At 64.8% G+C, this 22,571-nt stretch carries 17 protein-coding genes and 2 pseudogenes; 3 read left to right on the plus strand and 16 right to left on the minus strand.

The genetic code is table 11. The annotated features are described in order from the left end of the window. Positions 1 to 66 precede the first annotated feature (66 nt). The 4 genes and pseudogenes from CCUG20998_RS15285 to CCUG20998_RS29180 all read right to left on the minus strand — a co-directional run. Positions 67 to 5,825: pseudogene (locus tag CCUG20998_RS15285) on the minus strand (amino acid adenylation domain-containing protein); the annotation flags it as partial. A 39-nt stretch (positions 5,826 to 5,864) separates the two neighbouring features. Beyond that, positions 5,865 to 6,314, minus strand: coding sequence for an aspartate 1-decarboxylase (gene panD, locus CCUG20998_RS15290; protein ID WP_012394848.1), 450 nt, complete (start codon positions 6,312 to 6,314; stop codon positions 5,865 to 5,867). 243 nt (positions 6,315 to 6,557) lie between these two features. Further along, positions 6,558 to 6,821, minus strand: a complete 264-nt coding sequence (locus tag CCUG20998_RS29295) for an integrase core domain-containing protein (RefSeq protein WP_081651028.1) — start codon at positions 6,819 to 6,821, stop codon at positions 6,558 to 6,560. After that, complete coding sequence (locus tag CCUG20998_RS29180) at positions 6,760 to 7,521, minus strand: DDE-type integrase/transposase/recombinase (RefSeq protein ID WP_420812035.1); 762 nt, start codon at positions 7,519 to 7,521, stop codon at positions 6,760 to 6,762. The genes CCUG20998_RS29295 and CCUG20998_RS29180 overlap by 62 nt, the downstream gene beginning before the upstream one ends. Here CCUG20998_RS29180 and CCUG20998_RS15305 point away from each other — a divergent pair. From CCUG20998_RS15305 to CCUG20998_RS15315, 3 genes and pseudogenes are all read left to right on the plus strand, one after another. Then, positions 7,507 to 8,058, plus strand: a complete 552-nt coding sequence (locus CCUG20998_RS15305; protein ID WP_420812036.1) for an IS30 family transposase — start codon at positions 7,507 to 7,509, stop codon at positions 8,056 to 8,058. The two genes, CCUG20998_RS29180 and CCUG20998_RS15305, sit on opposite strands and share 15 nt — an antisense overlap. Positions 8,059 to 8,367: 309 nt before the next feature. Beyond that, the gene (locus CCUG20998_RS15310; RefSeq protein ID WP_020729379.1) at positions 8,368 to 9,309 is read left to right on the plus strand and encodes an alpha/beta fold hydrolase; all 942 of its coding nucleotides are present in this window, start codon (positions 8,368 to 8,370) and stop codon (positions 9,307 to 9,309) included. 292 nt (positions 9,310 to 9,601) lie between these two features. Further along, positions 9,602 to 9,872, plus strand: a pseudogene (locus CCUG20998_RS15315) (PIN domain-containing protein); the annotation flags it as partial. A 249-nt stretch (positions 9,873 to 10,121) separates the two neighbouring features. Here CCUG20998_RS15315 and CCUG20998_RS15320 read toward each other — a convergent pair. From CCUG20998_RS15320 to murD, 12 genes are all read right to left on the minus strand, one after another. Next, positions 10,122 to 10,523, minus strand: a complete 402-nt coding sequence (locus CCUG20998_RS15320) for a membrane protein (RefSeq protein WP_012394851.1) — start codon at positions 10,521 to 10,523, stop codon at positions 10,122 to 10,124. A gap of 84 nt (positions 10,524 to 10,607) precedes the next feature. Then, positions 10,608 to 11,402, minus strand: coding sequence for a DivIVA-like cell division protein Wag31 (gene wag31 / locus CCUG20998_RS15325; protein ID WP_103654143.1), 795 nt, complete (start codon positions 11,400 to 11,402; stop codon positions 10,608 to 10,610). A 256-nt stretch (positions 11,403 to 11,658) separates the two neighbouring features. Continuing rightward, positions 11,659 to 11,949 (minus strand): YggT family protein, encoded by a 291-nt coding sequence (locus CCUG20998_RS15330; RefSeq protein WP_020725593.1) that lies wholly within the window; start codon positions 11,947 to 11,949, stop codon positions 11,659 to 11,661. Between the two features lie 177 nt (positions 11,950 to 12,126). Continuing rightward, positions 12,127 to 12,798, minus strand: coding sequence for a cell division protein SepF (locus CCUG20998_RS15335; protein WP_012394853.1), 672 nt, complete (start codon positions 12,796 to 12,798; stop codon positions 12,127 to 12,129). A gap of 64 nt (positions 12,799 to 12,862) precedes the next feature. After that, entirely contained in the window at positions 12,863 to 13,648 is a 786-nt protein-coding gene (locus tag CCUG20998_RS15340) for a YggS family pyridoxal phosphate-dependent enzyme (protein ID WP_036455954.1), read from the minus strand. Next, the gene (pgeF, locus tag CCUG20998_RS15345; RefSeq protein WP_036426505.1) at positions 13,645 to 14,352 is read right to left on the minus strand and encodes a peptidoglycan editing factor PgeF; all 708 of its coding nucleotides are present in this window, start codon (positions 14,350 to 14,352) and stop codon (positions 13,645 to 13,647) included. Before pgeF ends, CCUG20998_RS15340 begins: the two co-directional genes overlap by 4 nt. A 91-nt stretch (positions 14,353 to 14,443) precedes the next feature. Next, on the minus strand, positions 14,444 to 15,604 hold the full coding sequence (ftsZ, locus tag CCUG20998_RS15350) for a cell division protein FtsZ (RefSeq protein ID WP_012394856.1): 1,161 nt from the start codon (positions 15,602 to 15,604) through the stop codon (positions 14,444 to 14,446). 249 nt (positions 15,605 to 15,853) lie between these two features. Continuing rightward, positions 15,854 to 16,810: a cell division protein FtsQ/DivIB gene (locus CCUG20998_RS15355; protein WP_020725596.1), complete on the minus strand. Its 957-nt coding sequence runs from the start codon at positions 16,808 to 16,810 to the stop codon at positions 15,854 to 15,856. Further along, positions 16,807 to 18,273: a UDP-N-acetylmuramate--L-alanine ligase gene (gene murC / locus CCUG20998_RS15360; protein ID WP_020729382.1), complete on the minus strand. Its 1,467-nt coding sequence runs from the start codon at positions 18,271 to 18,273 to the stop codon at positions 16,807 to 16,809. Before murC ends, CCUG20998_RS15355 begins: the two co-directional genes overlap by 4 nt. Beyond that, positions 18,270 to 19,469 carry an undecaprenyldiphospho-muramoylpentapeptide beta-N-acetylglucosaminyltransferase gene (gene murG / locus CCUG20998_RS15365; protein WP_020729383.1) on the minus strand — a complete coding sequence of 400 codons (1,200 nt, stop codon included), beginning with the start codon at positions 19,467 to 19,469 and terminating at the stop codon, positions 18,270 to 18,272. The genes murC and murG overlap by 4 nt, the downstream gene beginning before the upstream one ends. Beyond that, positions 19,466 to 21,097, minus strand: coding sequence for a putative lipid II flippase FtsW (gene ftsW, locus CCUG20998_RS15370; RefSeq protein ID WP_020729384.1), 1,632 nt, complete (start codon positions 21,095 to 21,097; stop codon positions 19,466 to 19,468). Before ftsW ends, murG begins: the two co-directional genes overlap by 4 nt. A gap of 6 nt (positions 21,098 to 21,103) precedes the next feature. Continuing rightward, positions 21,104 to 22,570, minus strand: a complete 1,467-nt coding sequence (murD, locus tag CCUG20998_RS15375; RefSeq protein WP_020729385.1) for a UDP-N-acetylmuramoyl-L-alanine--D-glutamate ligase — start codon at positions 22,568 to 22,570, stop codon at positions 21,104 to 21,106. Position 22,571 lies beyond the last annotated feature (1 nt).

A 22,571-nucleotide genomic window follows, 5' to 3' on the forward strand; every position in this document is an offset into this window, starting at 1 on the left:
CTCGACCAGAAGCCGTTGACGTTCGGCGGGGTCGATGATCTCGACCAGATCGATCTGTTGTTGGGGGTTGGTGGTGACGATGTCGAGGATGTGGAGGTAGGAGGTGGCGAACTTTTCGATGGTGTCGCGGTCAAACAGGTCGGTGGCGTATTCGATGGTCCCGGCGAGTGGTTGGGGATCTTTGGTGGGTGAGGGCAGATCGACCAGATTGATGAACAGATCAAACTTGGCGGTGTGGGTGGGTGGGTTCAGTATTTCGATGCCCAGCCCGGGGGAGGACTCGATGGCGGGAAGAGGGTTGTTTTGCAGCGCGAATGATATTTGGAACAGGGGGTGATGCGCGGTGGAGCGTGATGGGTTGAGCAGTTCCACCAGCCGCTCGAACGGGGCGTCTTGGTTCTCGTAGGCGGCCAACGCTTTATCGCGGACCTGTTCGAGTAGTTCACCGAAGCTCGGGTTGCCGGAGGTGTTGACCCGCAACACCCAGGTGTTGACAAAAACCCGATCAGATCGTTGAGCGCATCATCGGTACGTCCGGCGATCGGCCCGCCGATCGTCAAATCGTCACCGGCTCCGAGTTTGTGCAGCAGCACCATCAACGCGGCTTGCAGCACCATCGACGGGGTGGTGCCGCTCTGACGGGCCAACGCCTCGATACGTGTCCGCAGTCCCGCGTCGATGTTCAACGCGACCTGGTCGCCGCGGAATGATTGTTGTGGGGGGCGGGGCCGATCCGTCGGCAACACAATGTGTTTGGGCGCATCAGCCAACTCGGCACGCCAGTAGTCGAACTGCTGGGACAAGACGCTATCGGGATCGTCCTCACTACCCAGGACGTCGTGTTGCCACAACGTGTAATCGGCGTACTGCACCGCCAGCGGCGCCCAATCCGGGGCCCGCCCAACAAGACGCGCCGTATACGCGGTGGCCACATCCCGGGCTAACGGCACCATCGAAGCCCCATCGGCGGCGATGTGATGAACCACCACCACCAAAACATGCTCAGTGCTCGACACCTGCAATAGCTGGGCCCGGATCGGGATTTCGGTGGCCAGATCGAACCGATACCCCACGGTGTCGGCGGCCGCCGTGATCAACTCGTCAGAGGTCACTTCGGTGACGGTCACCGGCACGTCGAGGTCTTCGGCCGGCAGGACCTGTTGGCAGGCGATGCCGTCGGTTTCGGTGAACAGGGTGCGCAGACTTTCATGGCGGGCCACCACATCAACGATCGCCGCGCACAGCGCCGCAGCATCGATCTCGCCGGTCAACCGCACCGCCAACGGGATGTTGTAGGTCGCCGACGGACCCTCATATTTATGCAGGAACCACAACCGAGTCTGGGCATAGGACAACGGCAACCGCGCCGGACGCTCCCGCGCCACCAACGCCGCACGCACCCGCGCACCGCCATGCACCGAAATCCATTGGGCGAGTTCAGCGACGGTGGGGGCGTTGAACACCGCCCGGATGGGGACTTCGACGTTGAGTTCGGCGCGGATCCGGGCGACGAGCCGGGTGACCGATAGTGAGTGTCCACCGAGGTCGAAGAACCGGTCATCAATGCCGACCTGAGCGACGCCGAGGACCTCGGCGAACAAGCCCGCCAACACTGCTTCACGCTGATCACGCGGTCCGCGGTAGGCCGCCGTGCTGGTGAACTGCGGGGCCGGCAGCGCGCGCCGATCCAGCTTGCCGTTCGCCGTCAACGGCAACCCCTCCACCACCATCACCGCCGCCGGCACCATGTACTCCGGCAACCGCTCCCCCACCCACCGACGCACCTCGTTAGCCAACTCGATCGCCGAGGGGTCATTGACGTAACCGGCCAAAGAACCGATCGGCGCGCCGGGCAGATACAGATCCGACAACGCAGGCAGCGGTTGAGCATCAAGCGAATCGACGAGCAACACGTCCATCAGACCGGGAGTCGAGGAGAAGGTCACCGCGACGCTGTATCCGGCTTCTCGCCCAAGCTGATGCAAGTGATGTGGCAACACCGCATCCGACGGGGAAGGGTCTGCACCTATCTGGCTGACCAGCACGCGGTCACCGGCCTGGGCCAGCGCGTGAGCCATCGCCACATCCGGCCATACCGCCTCGTGGGGTATCCCGCTAACCCGCAACCCCGCCGGGCGGTGCTCCTGCAAATACTCACCCAGCGCAGCCGGACCGCCAAACCGTTGCCACGGCAAGGCCGAAAGACCCGCCAACGACCGAACCCCTACCGGCCCTTTACGCAGCACCACCTCATAGCGGTAACAGCTGAGCTCGTTGACCGCCTGCATCCGCTTGAGCTGTATGTCCACCGCCGCGATATCGGGCAGATACTGCGGCAGGGCGGAAAAGAATTCCGGCGCCAACAACAACTCTTGCTCGGCAAGCATCTCCCTACGCACCCGCTCACGCATCACCGCGGCAGCATCGTTGGCCCCGGCGGTGCCGGTGCACAGCACCTTGGTGGTAAACGCCCTCAACAACCCCAGATTGCGCACATCACCGATAAACAACGCCCCGCCCGGCGCCAACAACCGCATCGCCACCGCCAGCACATCAAGCAGATACCCCGCGCTCGGGAAGTACTGGATCACCGAGTTGAGCACCACCACGTCGAAATGGCCCGCCGGCAACCCCTCGGCGCTATCGGCAGGCTGCACCCGTAACCGCACCCGATCACCCCACGGCCGCGACACCACCGCCGCCTGCAACATCTCAATCGTCGACGCAGAAAAGTCGGTACCCCAATACTCCACACAGTCGGGGGCAAGCTGGGCAAGCAACAACCCCGTACCGACACCGATCTCCAAGACCCGCCCCGGACTCAACCCCACGATCCGCTCCACCGCGGCCGCACGCCATTCACCCATCTGATCCAACGGGATCGGCGCCCCCGTATAACTGCTAACCCAGCCCCGGAAATCCTCCCCCAACACCGCCGGCACCTGCGACGCCAACCCCGAATACACCCCGCCATACACCTGTGCCCACTGCTGCACCAGCCCGGCCTCTCGCGCCGCGTCACGCGCGAGCAACGCCTCCCGATCGGGCACGATGTAGCCCACCAACTGCTTGTCGCTGATGCCCTCAAGACCACCCGAGGTGCTGTAGGCGGCGACTGCTGCCTGAGCCACCCGCGGATGAGCCGCCAGCACCGCCTCGACCTCACCCGGTTCAATCCGAAACCCGCGGATCTTGACCTGATCATCGGCGCGGCCCACAAACTCCAACACCCCCGAGCTGTTCCAGCGCACCAAATCCCCGCTGCGATACATCCGCGACCCAGCAGGCCCGAACGGACACGCCACAAACCGCTGCGCGGTCAACCCCACCCGACCCCGATACCCCCGCGCCACCTGCGCACCGGCAACATACAACTCACCAGCCACCCCCACCGGCACCGGACACAACCCCGCATCCAACACAAACACCCGCACATTGCCCAACGGGCCACCAATCGGGGAGACGCCGCCTTCGGCGTCCTCGCCGGAGAGCTCCAGATACGTGGTATGCACCGTCGTTTCGGTGATCCCGTACATGTTGATCAAGGCCGGCGCCTGCTCACCCTGCCCCGGATACCAACCCCGTAACCGAGACGGGTCTAGCGCCTCCCCAGCGAAAACCACCATCCGCAATGCGGAACTCTCTGCGCTAGCCGGGAGTTCGCGCTGCACACGGATCAATTCATAAAACGCCGACGGCGTCTGACTGAGCACCGTGATGCGCTCATCGACCACAAGCTGCCACAGTTCTCGCGGTGATCGCACCACCTCCCACGGCACCACCACAGCCTGGGCTCCGTGCAGCAGCGCTCCCCACAACTCCCACGCCGAGACATCGAACGCCGGCGAATGACACCACGCCCACACATCGGTGTCGGTCAAACCACGCCACCACCCGAAACCGGTAAACAATGCCACCACGTTGCGGTGGGTGATGGCCACGGGTTTGGGGTGTCCGGTGGATCCGGAGGTGTACATGATGTAGGCCAGGTTGTCCGGTCCTGGCCCCAGGCTGTCCTGGTAGCAGTACCCGGGGACGGCCTCGATCCCGCGGTCGGAGACCTCGGTGGTGTCGAGGGTGGTGTCGAGGATCAGCACAGCGACACCCGTGTCGGGCAATGTTGGGGCGGTGGGGGTGTCAGTGATCAGCAATTGGGGAGCGGCGTCGCTGAGAATGTAGGCGCTGCGCTCGCTGGGATAGTTCGGGTCGATCGGCAGGTACGCAGCACCGGTTTTGGCGATCGCCAGCAACGCAACCACCAACCGAGCCGAGCGGGGCAAAGCCACCGCAACAATAACTTCCGGACCTGCCCCACGAGCGGCCAAACCACGGGCCAAATCGGATGCCCGAACATCGAGTTCGCGGTAGGTCAGCATCTCCAGGTCGTCGTGGACCGCCGCCGACTCGGGAACGCGAGCAACCTGCGCGCCAAACAGTTCCGGGATAGTCGCCTCGGGGATAGCGGTGGCGGTGTCGTTGCACTCGACCAGCAGCCGTTGACGTTCGACAGGATCGATGATCTCGACCAGATCGACCCGTCGCTGCGGTTCGGCGCTAACTGCGCGCAAAAATGAAACCAAGTGATCCGCTAAACGGATCAGGTCCTCGTTGGCGTACAGCAGTCCATTTCCATCAATTTGGATGTAAACACTGCCGGGCTCTCCGTTGTTGAGTTCGCGCGCATCGTAATATATAGAAATTAGTAGATCGTCGCAGGCCCCAAAAGATCCGTCCCGAAAAGCCCCATGACTATCAGGAAGCTCGTGTGTCTCGGAAAAAAAGGGCAGCACGTTGATAACCGGCCCAAATTGACTTCTTTGCATTTGAAGGCGCCCGATATCCCGAATTTCCGTTACCGGATAGCGGGAATGCCTGAGTACTGAGCTGATCTCTCGACCAAGAACACTTGCGAAGTTTGAAAATCCGACACCGGATGGGACATTTACTCGCACCGGAACGGTATTCGACAGCAGGCATGGCGTTTTCCGTGCGATACCGAACCTATTAGCGACCGCCAGTCGAACCGAAAACTCGGACGTTGATGACAATCGGCTAAGACATCCGGCCACCGCGGCAATGAAAAAAACGGGCAGCAACGTGCCGGCGCCATCAGCGGCAGCATGCAAGCGCCCCGGAACCTCTCCAGTCAGAATCGTGCTGTAGCGCAGGGTTGCCGCGCGCGGCGCAGTTGGGCGCCGAATGGCATTCAGCGGCTCCGGCCATGCGCGCGTGTAACTAGTCCAAAATTCTTTATCGGAAGTATATCTTTCAGAGAGTTTATAACGCGAATCATATTCGGCGACCGCCTCGGGGCTACAATACGCAGATCGAGGAATGCTGCTGCCTGATTTCAACGCTGTATATATTTCGGCTACCCGCCGTACGGCAATGAGTGTTGAAAATCCATCGCAAACAATATGGTGAACTACCAAAAAGACAAAATGGCGTAGCTCATTTAGCTTGATCAGTCCAGCTCGGCCCAATAGGCCATGACTTAGATCGAAGGAGGTTCCTCTTATTTCTAAAATGATGCTTTGAGCAGCGGCATCCGGGTCGGGTGCATCACTGACGTCGAAGAATTCCGGTTCCCACGATTCCGGGCCGCACAATACTTGATGAAGCCCATCCTGGTCTTCAAGAAATCGAACACGCAGCGTATGCGCCTCACGACCGTGGTGGCGCAATGCTACAGCCATCATATCGTGATCTATTGGACCGGATACCTCGAAGCAGATAGACACATTATTGGGTAGATCCGGAACCAATTTCTGCGCAAACCATAAAGCTTCTTGCGCAGATGAGGCTCTAACTCTATCCACCAACATCACCACCTCATGCACCAGTCGAAAATGATTAGGAACGGCTCACAGCGCATCGGCGGCGCCGAACAGGTCCCGACCGGAAATTGGTCCGGAAACCGACTCGGCTAGAGCGCCGGGGACGGGCTGCGCCGGATCGGACCCCAGTCCAACAATGCTGTTGACCGCGTCGACGTGCACCACCTTCGCCGAATGGCCACAACGCTCCTCTTCGCCAACGATGAGGTACGACATGATGATGACCAGATCGCCCGGCGCAATAAGATGTGCTGCCGCGCCATTTATTCCGACGACACCGGAACCCCCAGGACCCGCGATCGCGTAGGTGACCAGTCGCGCTCCGTTGGTGATGTCGAGGACGTGGACCTGTTCGCCTTCAACAATCCCGGATGCCGCCATGAGGTCGGCGTCGAGAGTGATCGATCCAACGTAGTTCAAGTCGGCCTGTGTGACGGTGGCGCGATGAATCTTCCCTCCAAGGACCGTCCGCTGCAATCTGACTCCTCAGTGAATTGACCATCGTTTCGGGCTCACCGGTCACGAATACGTTTGTTCCACAAATGCCGCCGCGACACCAAAATGTCTGTCGGCTCAGCGGCCACTACGTCGGTTAAATCCCCCTGTCCCCGAATCGACGGAGCTGCTGTCCACAAACCGGGTCGGCGGCAGCCGAATACTGACTAGAGCGCGGCAAGGTGGGTCCCAGTCATCGTCGCAACACATGATGGCCTGGCGAGTCTAGCAAGAGGGTGAAAAGCTCGGCGGGACTTCGGTTGACGGGGCCCCAGCTTCCGGGCCGACTTCTATGAGAGCTTTTGGTTGGTGGTTTCCCGGTGCATTTTGGAAGGCCTTGGCGGTGAGGTCGTTCAATGCGCTGTGAGGTCGGTCGGTGGTGCATTCGGTGCACCAGTCCTCGGCGAGAACCTGGGCTTCGAGCAGACTACCGAAGGTTTCGGAGGTCAGGAATTCGTCGCGAAAGCGCCCGTTGAAGGATTCGCAAATGCCCGTTTTCCCACGGTGCGCCGGATTCGATAAGAACGGTGCCTACCGCGCCGAAGCGAGCCCAATCAGCCAGGGCGTGACTGGTCAGTTCGGGTCCGTTGGCCATCCGGATGTGTTCGGGCTTGCGGCCCGTGGTCAGGATCAGCCCATCAGAATGATCGGTGGTCTGATCGGCGTTCCAGGATCGTCGTGGCCGGGTGGCCAACGCCTCGCGGGTGAACTCGTCAATGACGTTGCAGAAGCGCAGCTGAAGGCCATCGACGGTCAGGTCGTGCTGATAGTCCAGCGCCCACACATGATCGGGGCGGGCAGCGACCCTGGCGCTGTGGCCCCCGCGCCAGGGCCCAGGCGCATGCACTTGCGGGTCTTCGGCCGACGTTGCAGCCGTTCGTCTTTCCACAATCGGTGCGTGCGTTTCGGATTGACTACCAGGCCTGGTGGTTTCCAGGGACGATCGCAACTCTTCTCTAGATTCTGGAGGTTGTGTTGGCATCGTCGCGTCGGGTGAAGAAGGGGCCAGGGCGTCGCCCATCGCCGCACCACCGTGCGGAGAGCACGTCAGCATCGGCAACGAGTGGACACGAACAGCGAGCTCCGCGCCGTGATCGGCGAGCTGCTTGCTCAGCGGTGGAGCCCGCAACAGATCAGCCGTCATCTCCGGCTGCGCTTCCCCGACGACCCGTAGATGCGGCTGTGCCACGAAAGCATCTACCAAGCTGTGTATCAACCGAATTCGTGTTTCCTGCACCCCTCGCGTTTGGCACCGCACCGACGCTCACCGTTGCGCACCGGTCGAGATCACCGCCGAGCACACCACCGCCAACAGCGCCGGCGCGGCCGTTTCCAACAGCCGATGCTGACCATCCACGACCGGCCGTTCCCGCCCGTCGACCGATCAGAGGCAGGGCACCGGGAGGGTGACCTCATCATCGTTGACAACCACCACTCAGCGATCGGCACGCTAGTCGAGCGTCAGACCCGAATGCTACGACTGCTACACCTGCCCCGCGCCCACTCCGACTCGCTCCACGGAGCCCTGGTAGCCCGCATACAGGATCTGCCGACGGCTCTCATGCGGTCTATCACCTGGGACCAGGGCACCGAGATGGCACGCCATCTGGCACCACGAAGAAGCGCGGAGCGCCGGTGTACTTCTGCGATTCCCGATCACCCTGGCAACGGGGTAGCAACGAGAACACCAACGGACCGCTGCGCGACTACTTCCCGAAGGGCGTGACGCCTATCAGTCACCCGCCAGCGCACCTGCAGGCCGTCGAGGACGACCTCAATCACCGTCCGCTTCGAGACCGTTGTCCCGCCGACCTATTCGCCGCCCTGATAGCCTCGCAGAATCCGCCGGTGTTGCGACGTTGACTTGAAACCACCCCGTCGTCAACAGGAACTCTGCGTTCCACACGGACACTTGCTTCCCCTCCCGACAACACCGGCGCGTTGCCAGGCCAGGACGCCCTTGGTACCTTGCACCACCAGCGGCGGCTCAGCTGCTTTGCAGCCGTGAGTCGACGATCTGAAAGGCAGGCGATAGATGATCAATCGGGAGAGCACGGACGAGATCGGCAGCGATTCTTCGAGCCCGACCGTTCTCGACGTGCAGGGTTCCGGTGTGCAACCGCCGGTGGCCACTCGAGTCCGCCGGGCGTTCTGGCTGCTGGAGCGCTTCGCCCCCGCATTGGGGTCGCGGTGGGCGACCGAGCTGTGGTGCACCCCGCCGGTCCTGGAGTCAAGTTTGCGCATGCCGCCCGGCGTTCCGCCCGGCCAGCCACTGGAAGCGCACTGGAACGGGCATCGCATCGTCGGGGAAGCCTGGGGCGAGGGGCCACCGGTCTATCTCGTGCACGGCTGGGGCGGGCGTCGCCCGCACCTCGGCATGTTCATCAAACCTCTCGTCAAGTCCGGTCATCGCGTCATCGCGTTCGATCTGCCCAGCCATAACGAGTCCGATCCGGGCGCACTGGCACCGGGTCGCACCACCGCCATCGAGTGCGCCGAAGCGGTTGCCGCGATCATCCGAGAGCACGGGCCGGCCCGCGCTGTCGTCGCCCACTCACTCGGGGCCAACGCGACCGTATTCGCGGCGGCGTGGGGCACGACGGTCGGGCGTTTGGTGTTTCTCGCGCCAATGGGAGAGTTCCCGATCTATCTGGATCTCTTCGCCGCGCGCCACGGCTTCGGCCGACGGATACGCGCCGGCCTGCAGCGCCGTCTTGAACGCCGCATCGGCATGCCTTTAGAGGACACCAACATGGTCCGGGTGGCCGCCCGGACCGACTATCCGCCGATGCTGCTCATCCACGACCCCGATGACCCCGAGACTCCATATGCGACGAGCGAGAAGATTGTTGCGTCCTGGCCAGGCGCGCGTTTGATGACGACACGGGGACTCGGCCGGCTGGCGCATTTCCGGATCCTGAGGCACAGCCCCGCGATTCGCGCGGGCGTCGAATTCATCGGTCCCGCACGGGTTTAAGCATGCCGGGGGAACCCTGCCCGATCGGGGTTATCGCTGGTCGTCGGGGCGGCGTTGTCAGGCTGTGTGAATGCCGTGCTGATGCACAGTCGGCGCACACGATCCGGTAGATGGTCGCGGTCGGCGGTTACAGCGGCGACGTTGTGTGCGGTGCGGGCCCCCTCATCAGGATGACGATGATCGCGCACATCAGGGCGACGGCGTCCTGGCCGCGGACGAATCGGCGTATCGGCCCGTTGCCACCCCACCTCCGCTCGATCGAGTTCGGGCTGGTGGTGAGGTCGTCATCACCGACCTAACCGAATCCGAGCTCGCCGAAGCCGAGCGTGACTGGGAGGACTTCTGGGCCGCCACCCGCCCCGTCGAACACACCACGACGGTTGAACACCACGCCGACCACCTCGCCCGCGCCCATGCGTTACGCGGAGCCCAGGCTGTCCATCTGGCCAGCGCGTTGGCAGTCGGCGCCCCAGGCCTGATCATCGCCGCATGGGACCGACGCCTCCACACCGGAGCCCAAGCCCCCAGGTGCCGAGTAGCCCCCCGCCCAACTCGACCCCTAGCCCACCGCCCCGATATCGGAGTGACTCAACCCCAGCACGGACGACGATCAGGTACCGATTCGCCAGGTCTCGACCCGTGTCGCAGTTCAGGTTCGCGACAGTTCAGGTTCGCGACAACGGAACCCAACAAATCTCGGCAGGCGCGGTAAGCATCACAGCATCAGCTTCTCGAAGTAGTCGGACAGGCTCAATCCGAGCCAATAAGCCGCACTAGCCAACAGGATCGGGCTCGAGCCACGGCATGGCGCGCTATTCGGCGCTGTCGTCACGCTTAGCGTCGGCGGACACCGTCGATTCTTCCGCAGTATCGGCGTCCTCTTGGCCCTCGGTGTCCTCTGGGCCCTCGGTGTCCTCGGAGCCCTCTTCGGCGTCCTCGACATCTTCGGCGGCCGGTTCCGCCTCGGCGTCATCGTCAGGGTATTCGACGTAGTCGGCCTCGCCGTCGGCATCGGCTGGTTGTTCGGCCTCATCCTGGTCTTTGCTGGCCGCCTCACGTTGCTGACGCTCCCTGAGGGCGTCAACGATCAGCAAGACCACACCCAGTGCACTGGCGCCGATGCACACCCACGCCACCAGCTGATTGCTGGTGACCACCGCGAACACCAGCGCAACGAGCCCAATGAGGGCTAAAACGAGGGCAATGATCAGCATCGGTCATCCTCCGGCCGGCGGGCAGCGACTGCCAAAACCTACCAGGGTTTGCGCGCCAGCCGGCCAGCCCGGCCCGTGTCCCGGCTAGTTGTTGCCCCGGTTGAATTGCTCGAACCCGCCGGCGTCCGCGCTCGAATCGACCGGCGCGGCCGATCCGCGCTGACCGAGCTCCTCGAGCTGGGACTCCAGGTAGGTCTTGAGACGAGTCCGGTATTCGCGTTCGAATGTCCGCAGTTGCTCGAGGCGGCCTTCCAGCACGGTGCGCTGCTGGTTGATGGTGCCCATGATCTCGGAATGCTTGCGCTCCGCATCGGCCTGCAGGGCGTCCGCCTTCTCCTGGGCCTGCCGCAACTGGCTCTCCGACCGGGCCTGCGCATCCGCTAGCATCCCATCGGCGCGCTGCCGGGCTTCGGTGACCGTTGTCTCGGCCGTGTGCCGGGCCTCGCTGAGGATTTGGTCGGCGTTGGCGCGGGCGTCGGACAGCATCTTGTCCGATTCGGCCTTAGCTGTGCTGGTGAGGCGGTCGGCGGTGTCTTGCGCCAGGCTCAGCACCCGGGCCGCCTTCATGGCCTGTTCCTCGTTGGTTGCGGCCGAGGCCACAGGCGCAGCGGGCTTTGCCGGCTCGGGCTCCGGCTCGTACACGGGCATGGCTTGGGTGGGCTGAGCGGTCACAGCAGCCCCGTCGCCAGCACCCGCGGCCAGCTCCTGGTCCAGCTCGGCGATCCGTTGACGCAGATCCGAATTCTCTTCGATCAGTCGAGTGAGCTCGTTCTCCACCAGGTCAAGGAAGGCGTCGACCTCATCTTCGTTGTACCCGCGCTTGCCGATAGGCGGCTTACTGAACGCCACATTGTGGACGTCGGCAGGTGTAAGCGGCATTGTTTGTCCCCTCAAGTTCCTGGACGGTCAAACGATCTGGAAAGTGTAGAACGAACTGGCAGCAGTCGCGCAACTGCCGTCCATCCTGTCACACCAGACTCGGCGGTTGCCGATTGGACTAATAAATAAGGACCAATTTCAAACTCTCAGGCAAATAAATCACATTCCTTAGATTTGAAAATCATGCCGGCCAAACTTGTCGCCAAATCGTGGCCGAACCGTCTCTCAACTAAGTCCAAATGGCGGCAGGGGCCACTCAGGCGGCGGCACCGAATGCCAGCTGCATCCCGATGAAGGCCACCAGCAGCAGCACCATGATGGAGAGATCGAAGCGCACCGCGCCGATGGTCAGTTGCGGGATCAGCCGGCGCAGCAGCTTCACCGGAGGATCGGTGATCGACATGATGATCTCGAGGATCACCACCGTGAAACCGGTGGGGCGCCAGTCACGACTGAACGAACGAATGAACTCGACGACAACCCGAGCGATGAGCAGCAGCCAGAAGATGAACAGCGCAAACCCGAGAATCTGGAAAAACAGCACCAACGAGAGCCTGACCTTACCGATTCGGATACGAGGACGCCGCCCGTGCGGTCGGCAAGCGCAAGCCTACCGACCAGCCCAACGGCACACATCGCATAGGTTCACCGCAGCCGGCCCCGACGAGCGGACAGCCCGTCAGGCCGAGCTGCGACCTGCCGGGCTGAACAGCAGCAGATTTGTCTATTGGTAAGCGTAGAAGCCGGTTTCGGCGATCCGACGACGCTCCTCCGGGGTTACGTCCACGTCTGCGGGCGAGAGCAGGAAGACCTTGGTGGCAACCTTGTCGAACGATCCGCGCAGCGCGAAGGCCAAACCGGCCGCGAAGTCGACCAGCCGCTTGGCGTCGGCGTTGTCCATCGACACCAAGTCCATGATCACCGGCGTGCCGTCGCGGAACCGCTCACCGATGGTGCGTGCCTCGCTGTAATCCTTGGGGCGCAGTGTGGTGATCTTCGACAACGGATGACCTTCCTCGAACATCATCGCCATCCGGCGCGGGTCCATCGCCAGCGAGCCGCGGGTGGGGTTGCGCAACCACGACCCGAAGCGCGGCCGGGCCATATCGGCCCGGTCGAACTCGCGCGGCTGGAATCGCGCTTCATCGGGGTATCCACCCCGATAGCCGCCCGGCGGTGGATAGTCGGCCGGCTCGCCGCGCAAATCGGCGCGCATATCGGCACGAGGATCGCGGCGCGGGTCTTCGAAATCGCGCCCTTCATAACGACCGTAATCATCCTCGAATCGAGGACGCGAATAGCCGCGGGAAGGCCCGCGGTCGTCGTAATACTCGTCGTCGTAATCCTCCATCGGAGCCATACCGAAGTAGGCCTTGACCTTGTGCAGAGTGCTCATCGCTGACCCCTTCTAGCCCTGGGATATTTGTTGTCTGTGATGAAGGTGTGACTACAGTGACTTTTCACGGTGACCGTAACCGCCGCGAACCCAATAGCGCGGTACCGACACGCACACACGTCGATCCATGTTTCACGGCGATCTCGAGGTCATCGGACATACCGGCGGAAAGTCGCACCGCCGTAGGGAACGACTCGAGCACTCGACTGTGTTCGGATTGCAGCCGCTCAAAGGCCTTTTCCTGGTCCCAATCGCGGGGCGGAACACCCATCAAACCGATCAGCTCGAGGCTCTGCGCATCGCTGACCTGGGCGCAGATCCGGTCCACCGCACCGGGGTCGGTCATGTCGACACCGCCGCGGGAGACGTCGCCGTCAAGGCTCACTTGGACATACACGCGCAACGGATTGCCGCGCCGACGATCGGCTATCGCCGTGGTTATCGCTCGGTCCAGCGCTGTCACCAGTTGGGGGGTGTCGATCGAGTGAGCGGTGTGCGCCCAGTTTGCTAGCGAACGGACCTTGTTCCGCTGAATCTGGCCCACCATGTGCCAGTGAATCCCCCGCGATCCCGACCGCATGGGAGCGGAAAACATCCGGGCCAGCTCGGCGACCTTTGCCGAAGCCTCCTGGTCCCTCGACTCCCCCACGGCTCGGCAACCCAGTCGCGCCAAGATGGCAACATCGGTCGCCGGGAAGAACTTGGTAATCGGCAGCAGCTCAATTTCACTGACCTTGCGCCCCGCCGCCTCGGCGGCCGCGGCGAGTCGCGACCGCACCACCGCCAACGCGTGCGTCAGTTCTGACTGACGCTCCCCGTGCGCTGAAATGTCCACGACCATCGCGGTCATTCCATCCACACCAGCGACGCCAGCCGCCCCGTGGGCGCACCGCGTCGATGGCTGAAAAGGGTCGGGTCCGCCACCGTGCAACGGGGGTCGACATCGATGGACTTCACACCCAAGTCCCCCAGCTGGCGGGCAATTCCGGCGCGCAGGTCCAGCGCGGCCGTCCCGGCAGCACTGGTGGTCCGGCTGCCCGGCAACGCCGCCTCGACCTCGTCGGCCATCGCCGCGGGAACTTCGTAGTTGCGCCCGCTGGCCGCCGGACCCAGGAATGCCGAAATGTCGCCGGGCTGCGCGCCCAGCGCCTGCATGGCCTCCACCGTGCGCGCCACGATGCCGCGCTGTGCGCCCACCCGGCCGGCATGGACGGCCGCGGTGACGCCCGCCCGCGCGTCGGCCATCAACACCGGCACGCAGTCGGCGGTCAGCACCGCCAACGCCAGGCCGGGAACCTTGGTCACCAACGCGTCGGTGTCATCGAAAGCGTTGTCGCGCGGCGCGTCGACCACCTCAACCCGGTCACCGTGGACCTGGTTCATCCACACCACTCGTTCGGTGGGCATACCGATGGTGGCGGCCAGCCGGGCTCGGTTGGCCGCCACGGAGGCCGGGTCATCACCGACGTGGTCACCGAGGTTGAAGGAGTCGAACGGCGGCTTGGACACACCGCCCTTCCGAGTGGTAGTCACCCGGCGGATTCGAACGCTCACCCCACCAGTATCCGGATTCGACTGCCGACCAGGCTGCGGCGCGGTCCGGCCGCGGCCGGTTTGTCGCGTTCTGGCAAGCAAATTGAGACCCTCAACGGCGCATGAAGGGTGGCACATCGACGTCGTCGTCATCGCCGCCAATGCTCAACGTCGCGCCATTGGTATGCAGCGGCACGCTGACCGCGTCGACCGGCTCGAACAACGTCGAGCTGAGCTTGCCCGCCTTGGCCGACTCGATCCGATGCGCGCCCCCGGTCTCCCCGGGTGCGGCGCCGGTCGCGCCCGCCACGGGCTTGCGGCCCGGTCCACTGGCGTCGAAGCCCGCTGCGATCACGGTCACCCGCACCTCGTCGCCCAGCGAATCGTCGATGACGGTTCCGAAGATGATGTTGGCGTCTGGGTGGGCGGCATCCTGTACCAATGACGCCGCCTCGTTGATCTCGAACAGGCCCAGGTCGCTGCCACCGGCAATCGACATCAGCACGCCCTGGGCGCCCTCCATCGACGCTTCCAACAGCGGCGAATTGATGGCAATTTCGGCGGCTTTGAGTGATCGACCATCGCCCCGGGCCGACCCGATGCCCATCAGTGCGGTACCGGCACCAGACATGATGCCCTTGACGTCGGCGAAGTCGACGTTGATCAGGCCTGGCGTGGTGATCAGGTCGGTGATGCCCTGCACACCGTTGAGCAGCACCTCGTCGGCGCTACGGAACGCGTCCATCAGGGATACGGCGGCGTCCCCCATCTGCAGCAGCCGGTCATTGGGGATCACGATGAGGGTGTCGCAGCTTTCCCGCAAAGCCGCTATACCGTTCTCCGCCTGGTTGCTACGGCGCTTGCCCTCGAAGGAGAACGGCCGGGTCACCACGCCTACGGTCAACGCACCAAGCTTGCGCGCGATGCTGGCCACCACGGGCGCACCGCCGGTGCCGGTGCCACCACCTTCGCCGGCGGTGACGAACACCATGTCGGCGCCGCGTAGCAGCTCCTCGATTTCATCCTTGGCGTCTTCGGCGGCTCGGCGTCCGACCTCTGGGTCGGCACCGGCGCCGAGTCCCCGGGTCGAGTCACGGCCGACGTCGAGCTTGACATCGGCATCGCTCATCAACAACGCCTGCGCGTCGGTGTTGATCGCGATGAACTCCACGCCTTTGAGGCCCTGTTCGATCATGCGGTTGACAGCGTTGACGCCGCCACCACCGATACCAACGACCTTGATGACAGCCAAGTAGTTATGCGGGGGGGTCATCATTCGTCTTCCTCCCTGACGGGCTCAGTTCTCCTGCGGTGTGTCTGCTTGCAAAACCCTCAACCTCAACCATAGAGTTAGAGTTATGTCAAGTAGTTCCGCGTAACCAGAACCGTATGGGTACGACGGGAACTAGCCGTGCAGGCGCGCCGACGCGTCATGCGCATTTTTTTGTGCCCTACCGCTGAGCGCGGCGTCAGGTCGGGCGCCGAATGCGAATCGGGTCGGGCTCTCGCGGCGGGTTGCGGACTACTTCACGGTCGGCAGATCGGGGCTGGACACGTCGTAAGTCCGCCCTGGCTGCGTCAATAACGCCGCTAGCTTCTCCGCCTTCTCCTCGGCACGATCGGTGGTCCCCCAGATCACCACTCGCCCGTCGGCGAGCGTCAGAGTGATCGATGACACAGACGGAGCAGCGATCCGGCCCACTTGGCCGGCGACCTCGGGACGCAGCGCGGTCAATACCTCCAACGCAGCCAGCGTGGCGGGATCGGTCGGACCCGGATCATCGACGTCGAGGTAGGGCAGCGCGGGTGGCGGCGGACCGGTCGCAAAATCCACCCCGTCGCGGTCGAACAGGTGCGGGCCGTCCGGGAAATCCTTCACCACCAGCGGCACCCGCTCCACAATGGTGATCCGGAGCGCCGATGGGTATTGGCGCTGCACCCGCGCACTGGCCACCCGACGGATCGTCGCTACTCGGTCGGCGACATCTTTGGTGTTGATCTGCAGTAACGGGGTCCCGGTCGGCACACTCGCCGCGCCGAGCACTTCCTCGCGGGTCACCGTGCCGACCCCCGTGACTACGACATCGCGAGCCGACATCGCCGGGGTGAAGTAGAGCACCAGCCCCAACCCCACACCCACCACCACCAACGCCACGGTGGCCAGCAGCATTTTCAAGCCGCGAACGACGCCACGAGCGACCGGCTGAGGTTCCTTGGCGACGTGGCCGCGAGCGCGCCGCTTGGCGTCGCGCCGAGCCTCCTCGATCGCGATCGCGCGAGCCTCGGCGGCACGGCGTTCGGCGCGTTCACGACGGGCGCGACGGCGTGGTCCCTCGAATTCGTCCTGATCCTCGGCTTGGTCCGCGGCCTCCTGCGGCTCCTGAGAATCGATGGCGATCGGTACGGTGGCCGGTTCGCGCTCGTCGTCCAGGTCGTCGGCGACCACGTCGGTCGATCGGCCGTCGCTAGCTTCGGTCACTGCAACACTCCTGGCCGTCCGGGTTCACTGCGATCGGCTCGCATCCGCAGCGCGGCCACGATCTCCGGTCCGAGCAGGGTGACATCTCCGGCACCCATGGTGACAACGACGTCGCCCGGTCCCGCGGCCGCGGCCACCACCTCCGCCACCGCAGAAAAGTCACGCAGATAGCGGACCGGCACGGTGACATGCTCGGCGACACTGGCTCCGCTGATCCCAGTCAGCGGTTGCTCGCGCGCGGCGTAGACGTCGAGCACGAACACCTCGTCAGCGGCATCCAGAGCGCTGCCGAACTCGGCGGCGAAAGCCTTTGTCCGGGAATATAGATGTGGCTGAAATACCACCAGTAGACGACCACTGCCACTTTGGCGAACCACCGAGCGGACCGCGCCCAGGGTCGCCCTGACCTCGGTCGGATGGTGCGCGTAGTCGTCGAAAACCCGCACCGACTCCGCCGTCCCGACCAGTTCGAATCGCCGACGCACCCCCTCGAAACCGGCCAGGCCGTCGAGCACCTCGCCGACCGGGGCGCCGACCTCGATCGCTGCCAGCAGGGCACCCAGGGCATTGAGCGCCATGTGCCGCCCGGGCACCGAAAGCCGCATCGAGCGTGGGTCCGCCTCGCCTGCCAGCTGGATCTGCGCAACCGCTCCGGTGCCCCGCTGTTCCCACGACACCAACGTCGCGGCCAACGCGGCCCCGGCATGTCCGGCCGATCCGTAGCGCAGCACCCGAATGCCCAGCTCGGCGGAGCGTTCGGCCAGCGCCGCCGAGCCCGGGTCATCGGCACAGACCACCAGCGCTCCGCCGGGGGCGAGTCGCTCCACGAAAGCGTCGAACACCCCGACATAAGCCTCGGTGCTGCCATAGAAGTCCAGGTGATCGGCCTCGATGTTGGTCACCACGGCGACGTGGGGGGTGTATTCCAACAGCGAGCCGTCACTTTCGTCGGCTTCGGCGACAAAGTAGTCGCCGCTGCCGTGGTGGGCGTTGGTGCCGGCCTCACCGAGTTCACCGCCCACCGCGAAGGAGGGGTCGCGGCCACAATGCTGCAACGCAACGATGACCATCGAGGTCGTGGTGGTCTTGCCGTGTGTGCCGGTCACCATCACGGTGGTGCGCCCGTCCATCAGCTTGGCCAACACAACCGGTCGCAGCATTACCGGCACGCCGCGGCGGCGGGCCTCGACCAGCTCCGGATTGGTCTTGGGGATGGCGGCGTGGGTGGTGATGACCGACGTAACACCACCCGGCAGCAAGTCCAGTGCGGACGCGTCGTGCCCGATCCGGATCAGCGCGCCGCGTGCCCGCAACGCGTGCACACCCCGCGATTCCTTGGCGTCAGAGCCCGACACCAAACCACCGCGGTCGAGCAGGATGCGGGCGATGCCCGACATCCCCGCTCCCCCGATGCCGACCATGTGCACCCGTTGCAGTTCGGGCGGCAATTGCTCGGCGGTCATCGTCGCCCTCCGACAGCTCGTCGCCGTGACGGAGCCAGACGCGCGATGTCCAATGCCGCCTGAGCCACCTGCGCCGCCGCGTCGCGGTGTCCGACCTGCGCGGCGGCCGCCGTCATCGCCGCCAGTCGCGGCGGGTCGGTGAGCAGGCCGGTCACTTCGCGAGCTACCAGCGCCGGCGTGAGATCGGCATCGGCAACCACCATGCCGCCGCCGGCGTTGACCACCGGGAGCGCATTGAGCCGCTGCTCGCCGTTGCCGATCGGCAGCGGAACGTAGATCGCCGGCAGTCCGACGGCCGATACCTCGGCTACCGTCATCGCACCGGAACGGCATATCACCAGGTCAGCAGCGGCGTAGGCGAGGTCCATCCGGTCCAGATAGGGCACCGCGACGTAAGGCGGGTCATCTTGGCCGGGGGTACGTGGCTCTAGGAGCTCTAGGACGTTTTTTGGCCCGTGCGCGTGCAGCACCGAAACACCCGACGCGGCCAGCTCGGCGGCAGCGGCAGAAACCGCCTTGTTGAGTGACACCGCGCCCTGCGATCCGCCGAACACCAGCAACACCCGGGCGTCGTCGGCGAAGCCGAAGTGAGCCCGCGCTTCCGCTCGCAGAGCCATGCGGTCAAGGGCGGTGATCGCTGCCCGGACCGGCACTCCGACTACCTCGGCACCCCGTAGCCCCGAATCCGGGACCGCCGAGAACACCCGGTCCGCGGTCCGTAGACCGACCCGGTTGGCCAGCCCTGCCCTGGCGTTGGCTTCATGAATCACGACCGGGATCCGGCGCCGTAACCCGGGGATGCCGCGGGCGGCCAGGTAAGCGGGCAGCGCGACGTAGCCACCGAATCCGATGACAACGTCGGCATCGACCAAGTCGAGCACCGCCCTGGTCTCCCGGACCGCTCGCCACACCCGGGGTGGAAGCCGGGCCAGGTCGCCGCTGGGTTTGCGCGGCAGCGGCACTGGCGTAATCAGCTCGAGGTGATAACCGCGCGCGGGCACCAACCTGGTTTCCAGACCGCGCGATGTTCCCAAAGCGGTGATTCTGACATTCGGTTCCAGGACGCTGAGCGCATCGGCCACGGCCATCGCGGGCTCCACATGGCCGGCGGTGCCGCCACCGGCGAGCACAACCGACAACGCAGGACCGTGATTTACCCCGAGCCCGCCAGTCGGCTCCCTGACCGTGTCATTCACCCGTAACGCTGACCTTCCAATGCACGAACCCGCCCACTATGACGCTGACCGGCGTAGCGCTGCCCAGCCCCCTGCTGCCCGGACCGAGCGCCCGGCCGATCTGGTCTGCGGGGCAACGCTGGCCGCAGCGGCTCCTCGGCGAGCCGAGTCGCCGCCTTGGGAGCCTTCCGCGCCGCCGCCTGCTTGGCCGGTGGCCGGGCAGCTGGTGGCTGCACGCGCTTACGGTCGCGGAACACCTCGAGGCGGGTTGGCGCATACGGCTTGGGTAGCGGGAGCCGCAGCATCCGATTCACTCTATCGTCGCGGCCCGCCCGCAACGCGGCAACCGCCTCCGGCTCGTGTCGTGCCGCGTTGGCGATGATGCCGATCATCGCAAGGGTGGTGGCCGTCGATGTCCCGCCGGCCGAAATCAGCGGCAGCTGCAACCCGGTGACCGGCAACAGGCCGATCACGTAGCCGATGTTGATGAACGCCTGGCCCAACACCCACAGCGTCACGGTGGCGGTCAACAACCGCAGAAACGGATCGGCCGAGCGGCGTGCTATCCGCATTCCGGTATAGGCGAACAGCCCGAACAGGCCGAGCAGTCCCAGCGCTCCGACCAGGCCCAGCTCCTCGCCGATGATCGCGAAGATGAAGTCGTTGTGGGCGTTGGGCAGGTAGTTCCATTTGGCCACGCCCTGGCCCAGACCGTCACCGAAGATGCCGCCGTGGGCCAGCGCAAACTTCGCCTGCCGCGCCTGGTAGCCCGAGTCTTGGGGATCGTTGTCGGGGTCGAGCCAGGAGCGCACTCGGTCCGACCGATAACCCGCGGTCATCGCCAGCACCCCCGCCGAGACAACAACGGCCGCAAATGAGCTCATGAAAACGCGCAGCGGCAAGCCCGCGTACCACAGCAGGCCCAGCAAGATGATGCCCATCGATACCGTCTGCCCGAGGTCGGGCTGAGCCACGATCAGGGCCAGCGCGATCACCGCTGCCGGGACCAGCGGAATCAGCATCTCGCGCAGGGATGCCCGCTCCATGCGGCGGGTCGCCAGCAGGTGCGCACCCCAGACGGCGAATGCCATCTTGGTCAGCTCAGAGGGCTGCATCGAGAAGCCGGCCACCACGAACCATCCCCGAGAGCCGTTGGCTTCCTTGCCGATTCCCGGGATCAGCACCAGCACCAACAGCACGATGGTGAAGGCAAAGCCGGAGAACGCGATGCGCCGCAAAAAGCTCACCGACATGCGCAGACCGACGTAGCAACCGACCAGGCCTACCCCCGTCCACAGGACCTGCTTGCCGAAGATCACCCATGCCGATCCGTCGTCGTCATAGGACCGCACGCCCGAGGCCGACAGCACCATGATCAGTCCGAGGGTGGTCAGCAATGCAGCAACCGCGATGATCAGGTGAAACGACGTCATGGGCCGACCCAGCCAAGCACCGAAACGGGTGCGCGGACCCCGCTCCTCGGAGTTGGTTTGCCCCTTTGCGGCCTTGGCGCTCGCGTCAGCGTCTACCGGCTGCTCGGCAGCGGAGTCAGCCGAATCCGCTAACTCCGGGTCCGTGTCGGCCTGCAGGTCGGCATTCTCGGTATCGGTCTTGCCCCGGCGTAACAGCCGGGTCAGCGCGCTGGCCACTCCCGCCTACCGGACCGCGGCGCGCACGGCCGCCGCGAAGGCGTCGCCGCGATCGCCATAGCTGGTGAACTGGTCAAATGAGGCGCCGGCCGGTGCCAGCAGCACCGTGTCGCCAGACCTGGCCATATTGCGAGCCGCCGCCACCGCGGCACGCATCACGCGAGCGCCGAGGGAACCCCCAACATCGTCAACTTTTGTAACAGAAGCACCACACGCCTCACCCATATCAGCATCCTCGCTTGTCACAACCTGGACAACGGGGACATCGGGCGCGTGTCGTGATAACGCCTCGGCAACCTCTGCGCGATCTTGGCCGATGAGCACCGCTCCGACCAGCCGCGACGCCATCCGGGCCACCTCCGCGTCCACGGATGCGCCCTTGAGCAGTCCGCCAGCCACCCACACCACCCGTGGATAGGCCAGTACCGATGCCTCGGCAGCGTGCGGGTTGGTGGCCTTGGAGTCGTCGACGTAGGTGATGCCGTCAACGACCTCCACAACTTCGCTGCGGTGCCGGCCAACCTGAAACGAGGCGACCGCGTCGGCGATCGCATCGGCCGACACCCCCACCGTGCGAGCCAATGCGGCCGCGGCCAGGGTGTCGAGGACTCCCACCGGTCCCGGCACCGGGATAGAGGAGGCCGGCAACAGCACCAGATCGTCGGAGAAGGCCCGGTCGACGAGATGGCCGTCGCGCAGGCCCAACTCCCCGACCGCCGGCGCACCGATTCGGAAGCCGACGCGTACCGGGGCCGGCGCGGTGTCGCGCAGCGCGGCCGCGCGGCTGTCGTCGAGCCCCACCACCGCCACCCGACCGGTAAGCACCCGCGCCTTGGCTTCGGTGTAGGCCGCCATCGTGCCGTGCCAGTCGAGGTGATCTTCGGCGATGTTGAGGACCACGCCGGCCTCGGGCCGCAGCGATGGCGCCCAATGCAACTGGAAGCTCGACAACTCCACGGCCAACAGGTCCGCGGGCTCCTCGAGCACGTCCAGCACCGGGCTGCCGATGTTTCCGCACAGAACGCTGCGGTGTTGGCCGGCCACCAGCATGGCGTGCAGCATCGAGGTCGTAGTGGTCTTGCCGTTTGTCCCGGTCACCACCAGCCAGCGGCGCGGCGGTCCGTAGCAGCCCGCGGCATCCAATCTCCAGGCCAGCTCCACATCGCCCCAGATGGGCACGCCGGCGGCCGCGGCCGCGGCCAGCACGGGCGTGCTCGGCTGGAAACCGGGACTGGTAACTACCAGGGCATATCTTGATTCCGGGCTGGCTTCGGGCTGCGCCAGCTGCTGCACGGCGACCGACGGGTCCACGGTGGCGACCCCGCTCTCGGCGAAGGGACGCAGCATCGCCGGATCGTCATCACACATCGTTGGTATCGCACCGAAGCGGGTCAGTGCGGCCAGCACCGCGCGGCCGGTCACCCGGGCGCCGGCGACCAGCACCGGTGCGCCCGGCACCAGCGGGTCCAGCATC

Origin of the sequence: Mycobacterium marinum (assembly GCF_003391395.1) — a bacterium.
Taxonomy (GTDB): Bacteria; Actinomycetota; Actinomycetes; order Mycobacteriales; family Mycobacteriaceae; genus Mycobacterium; species Mycobacterium marinum.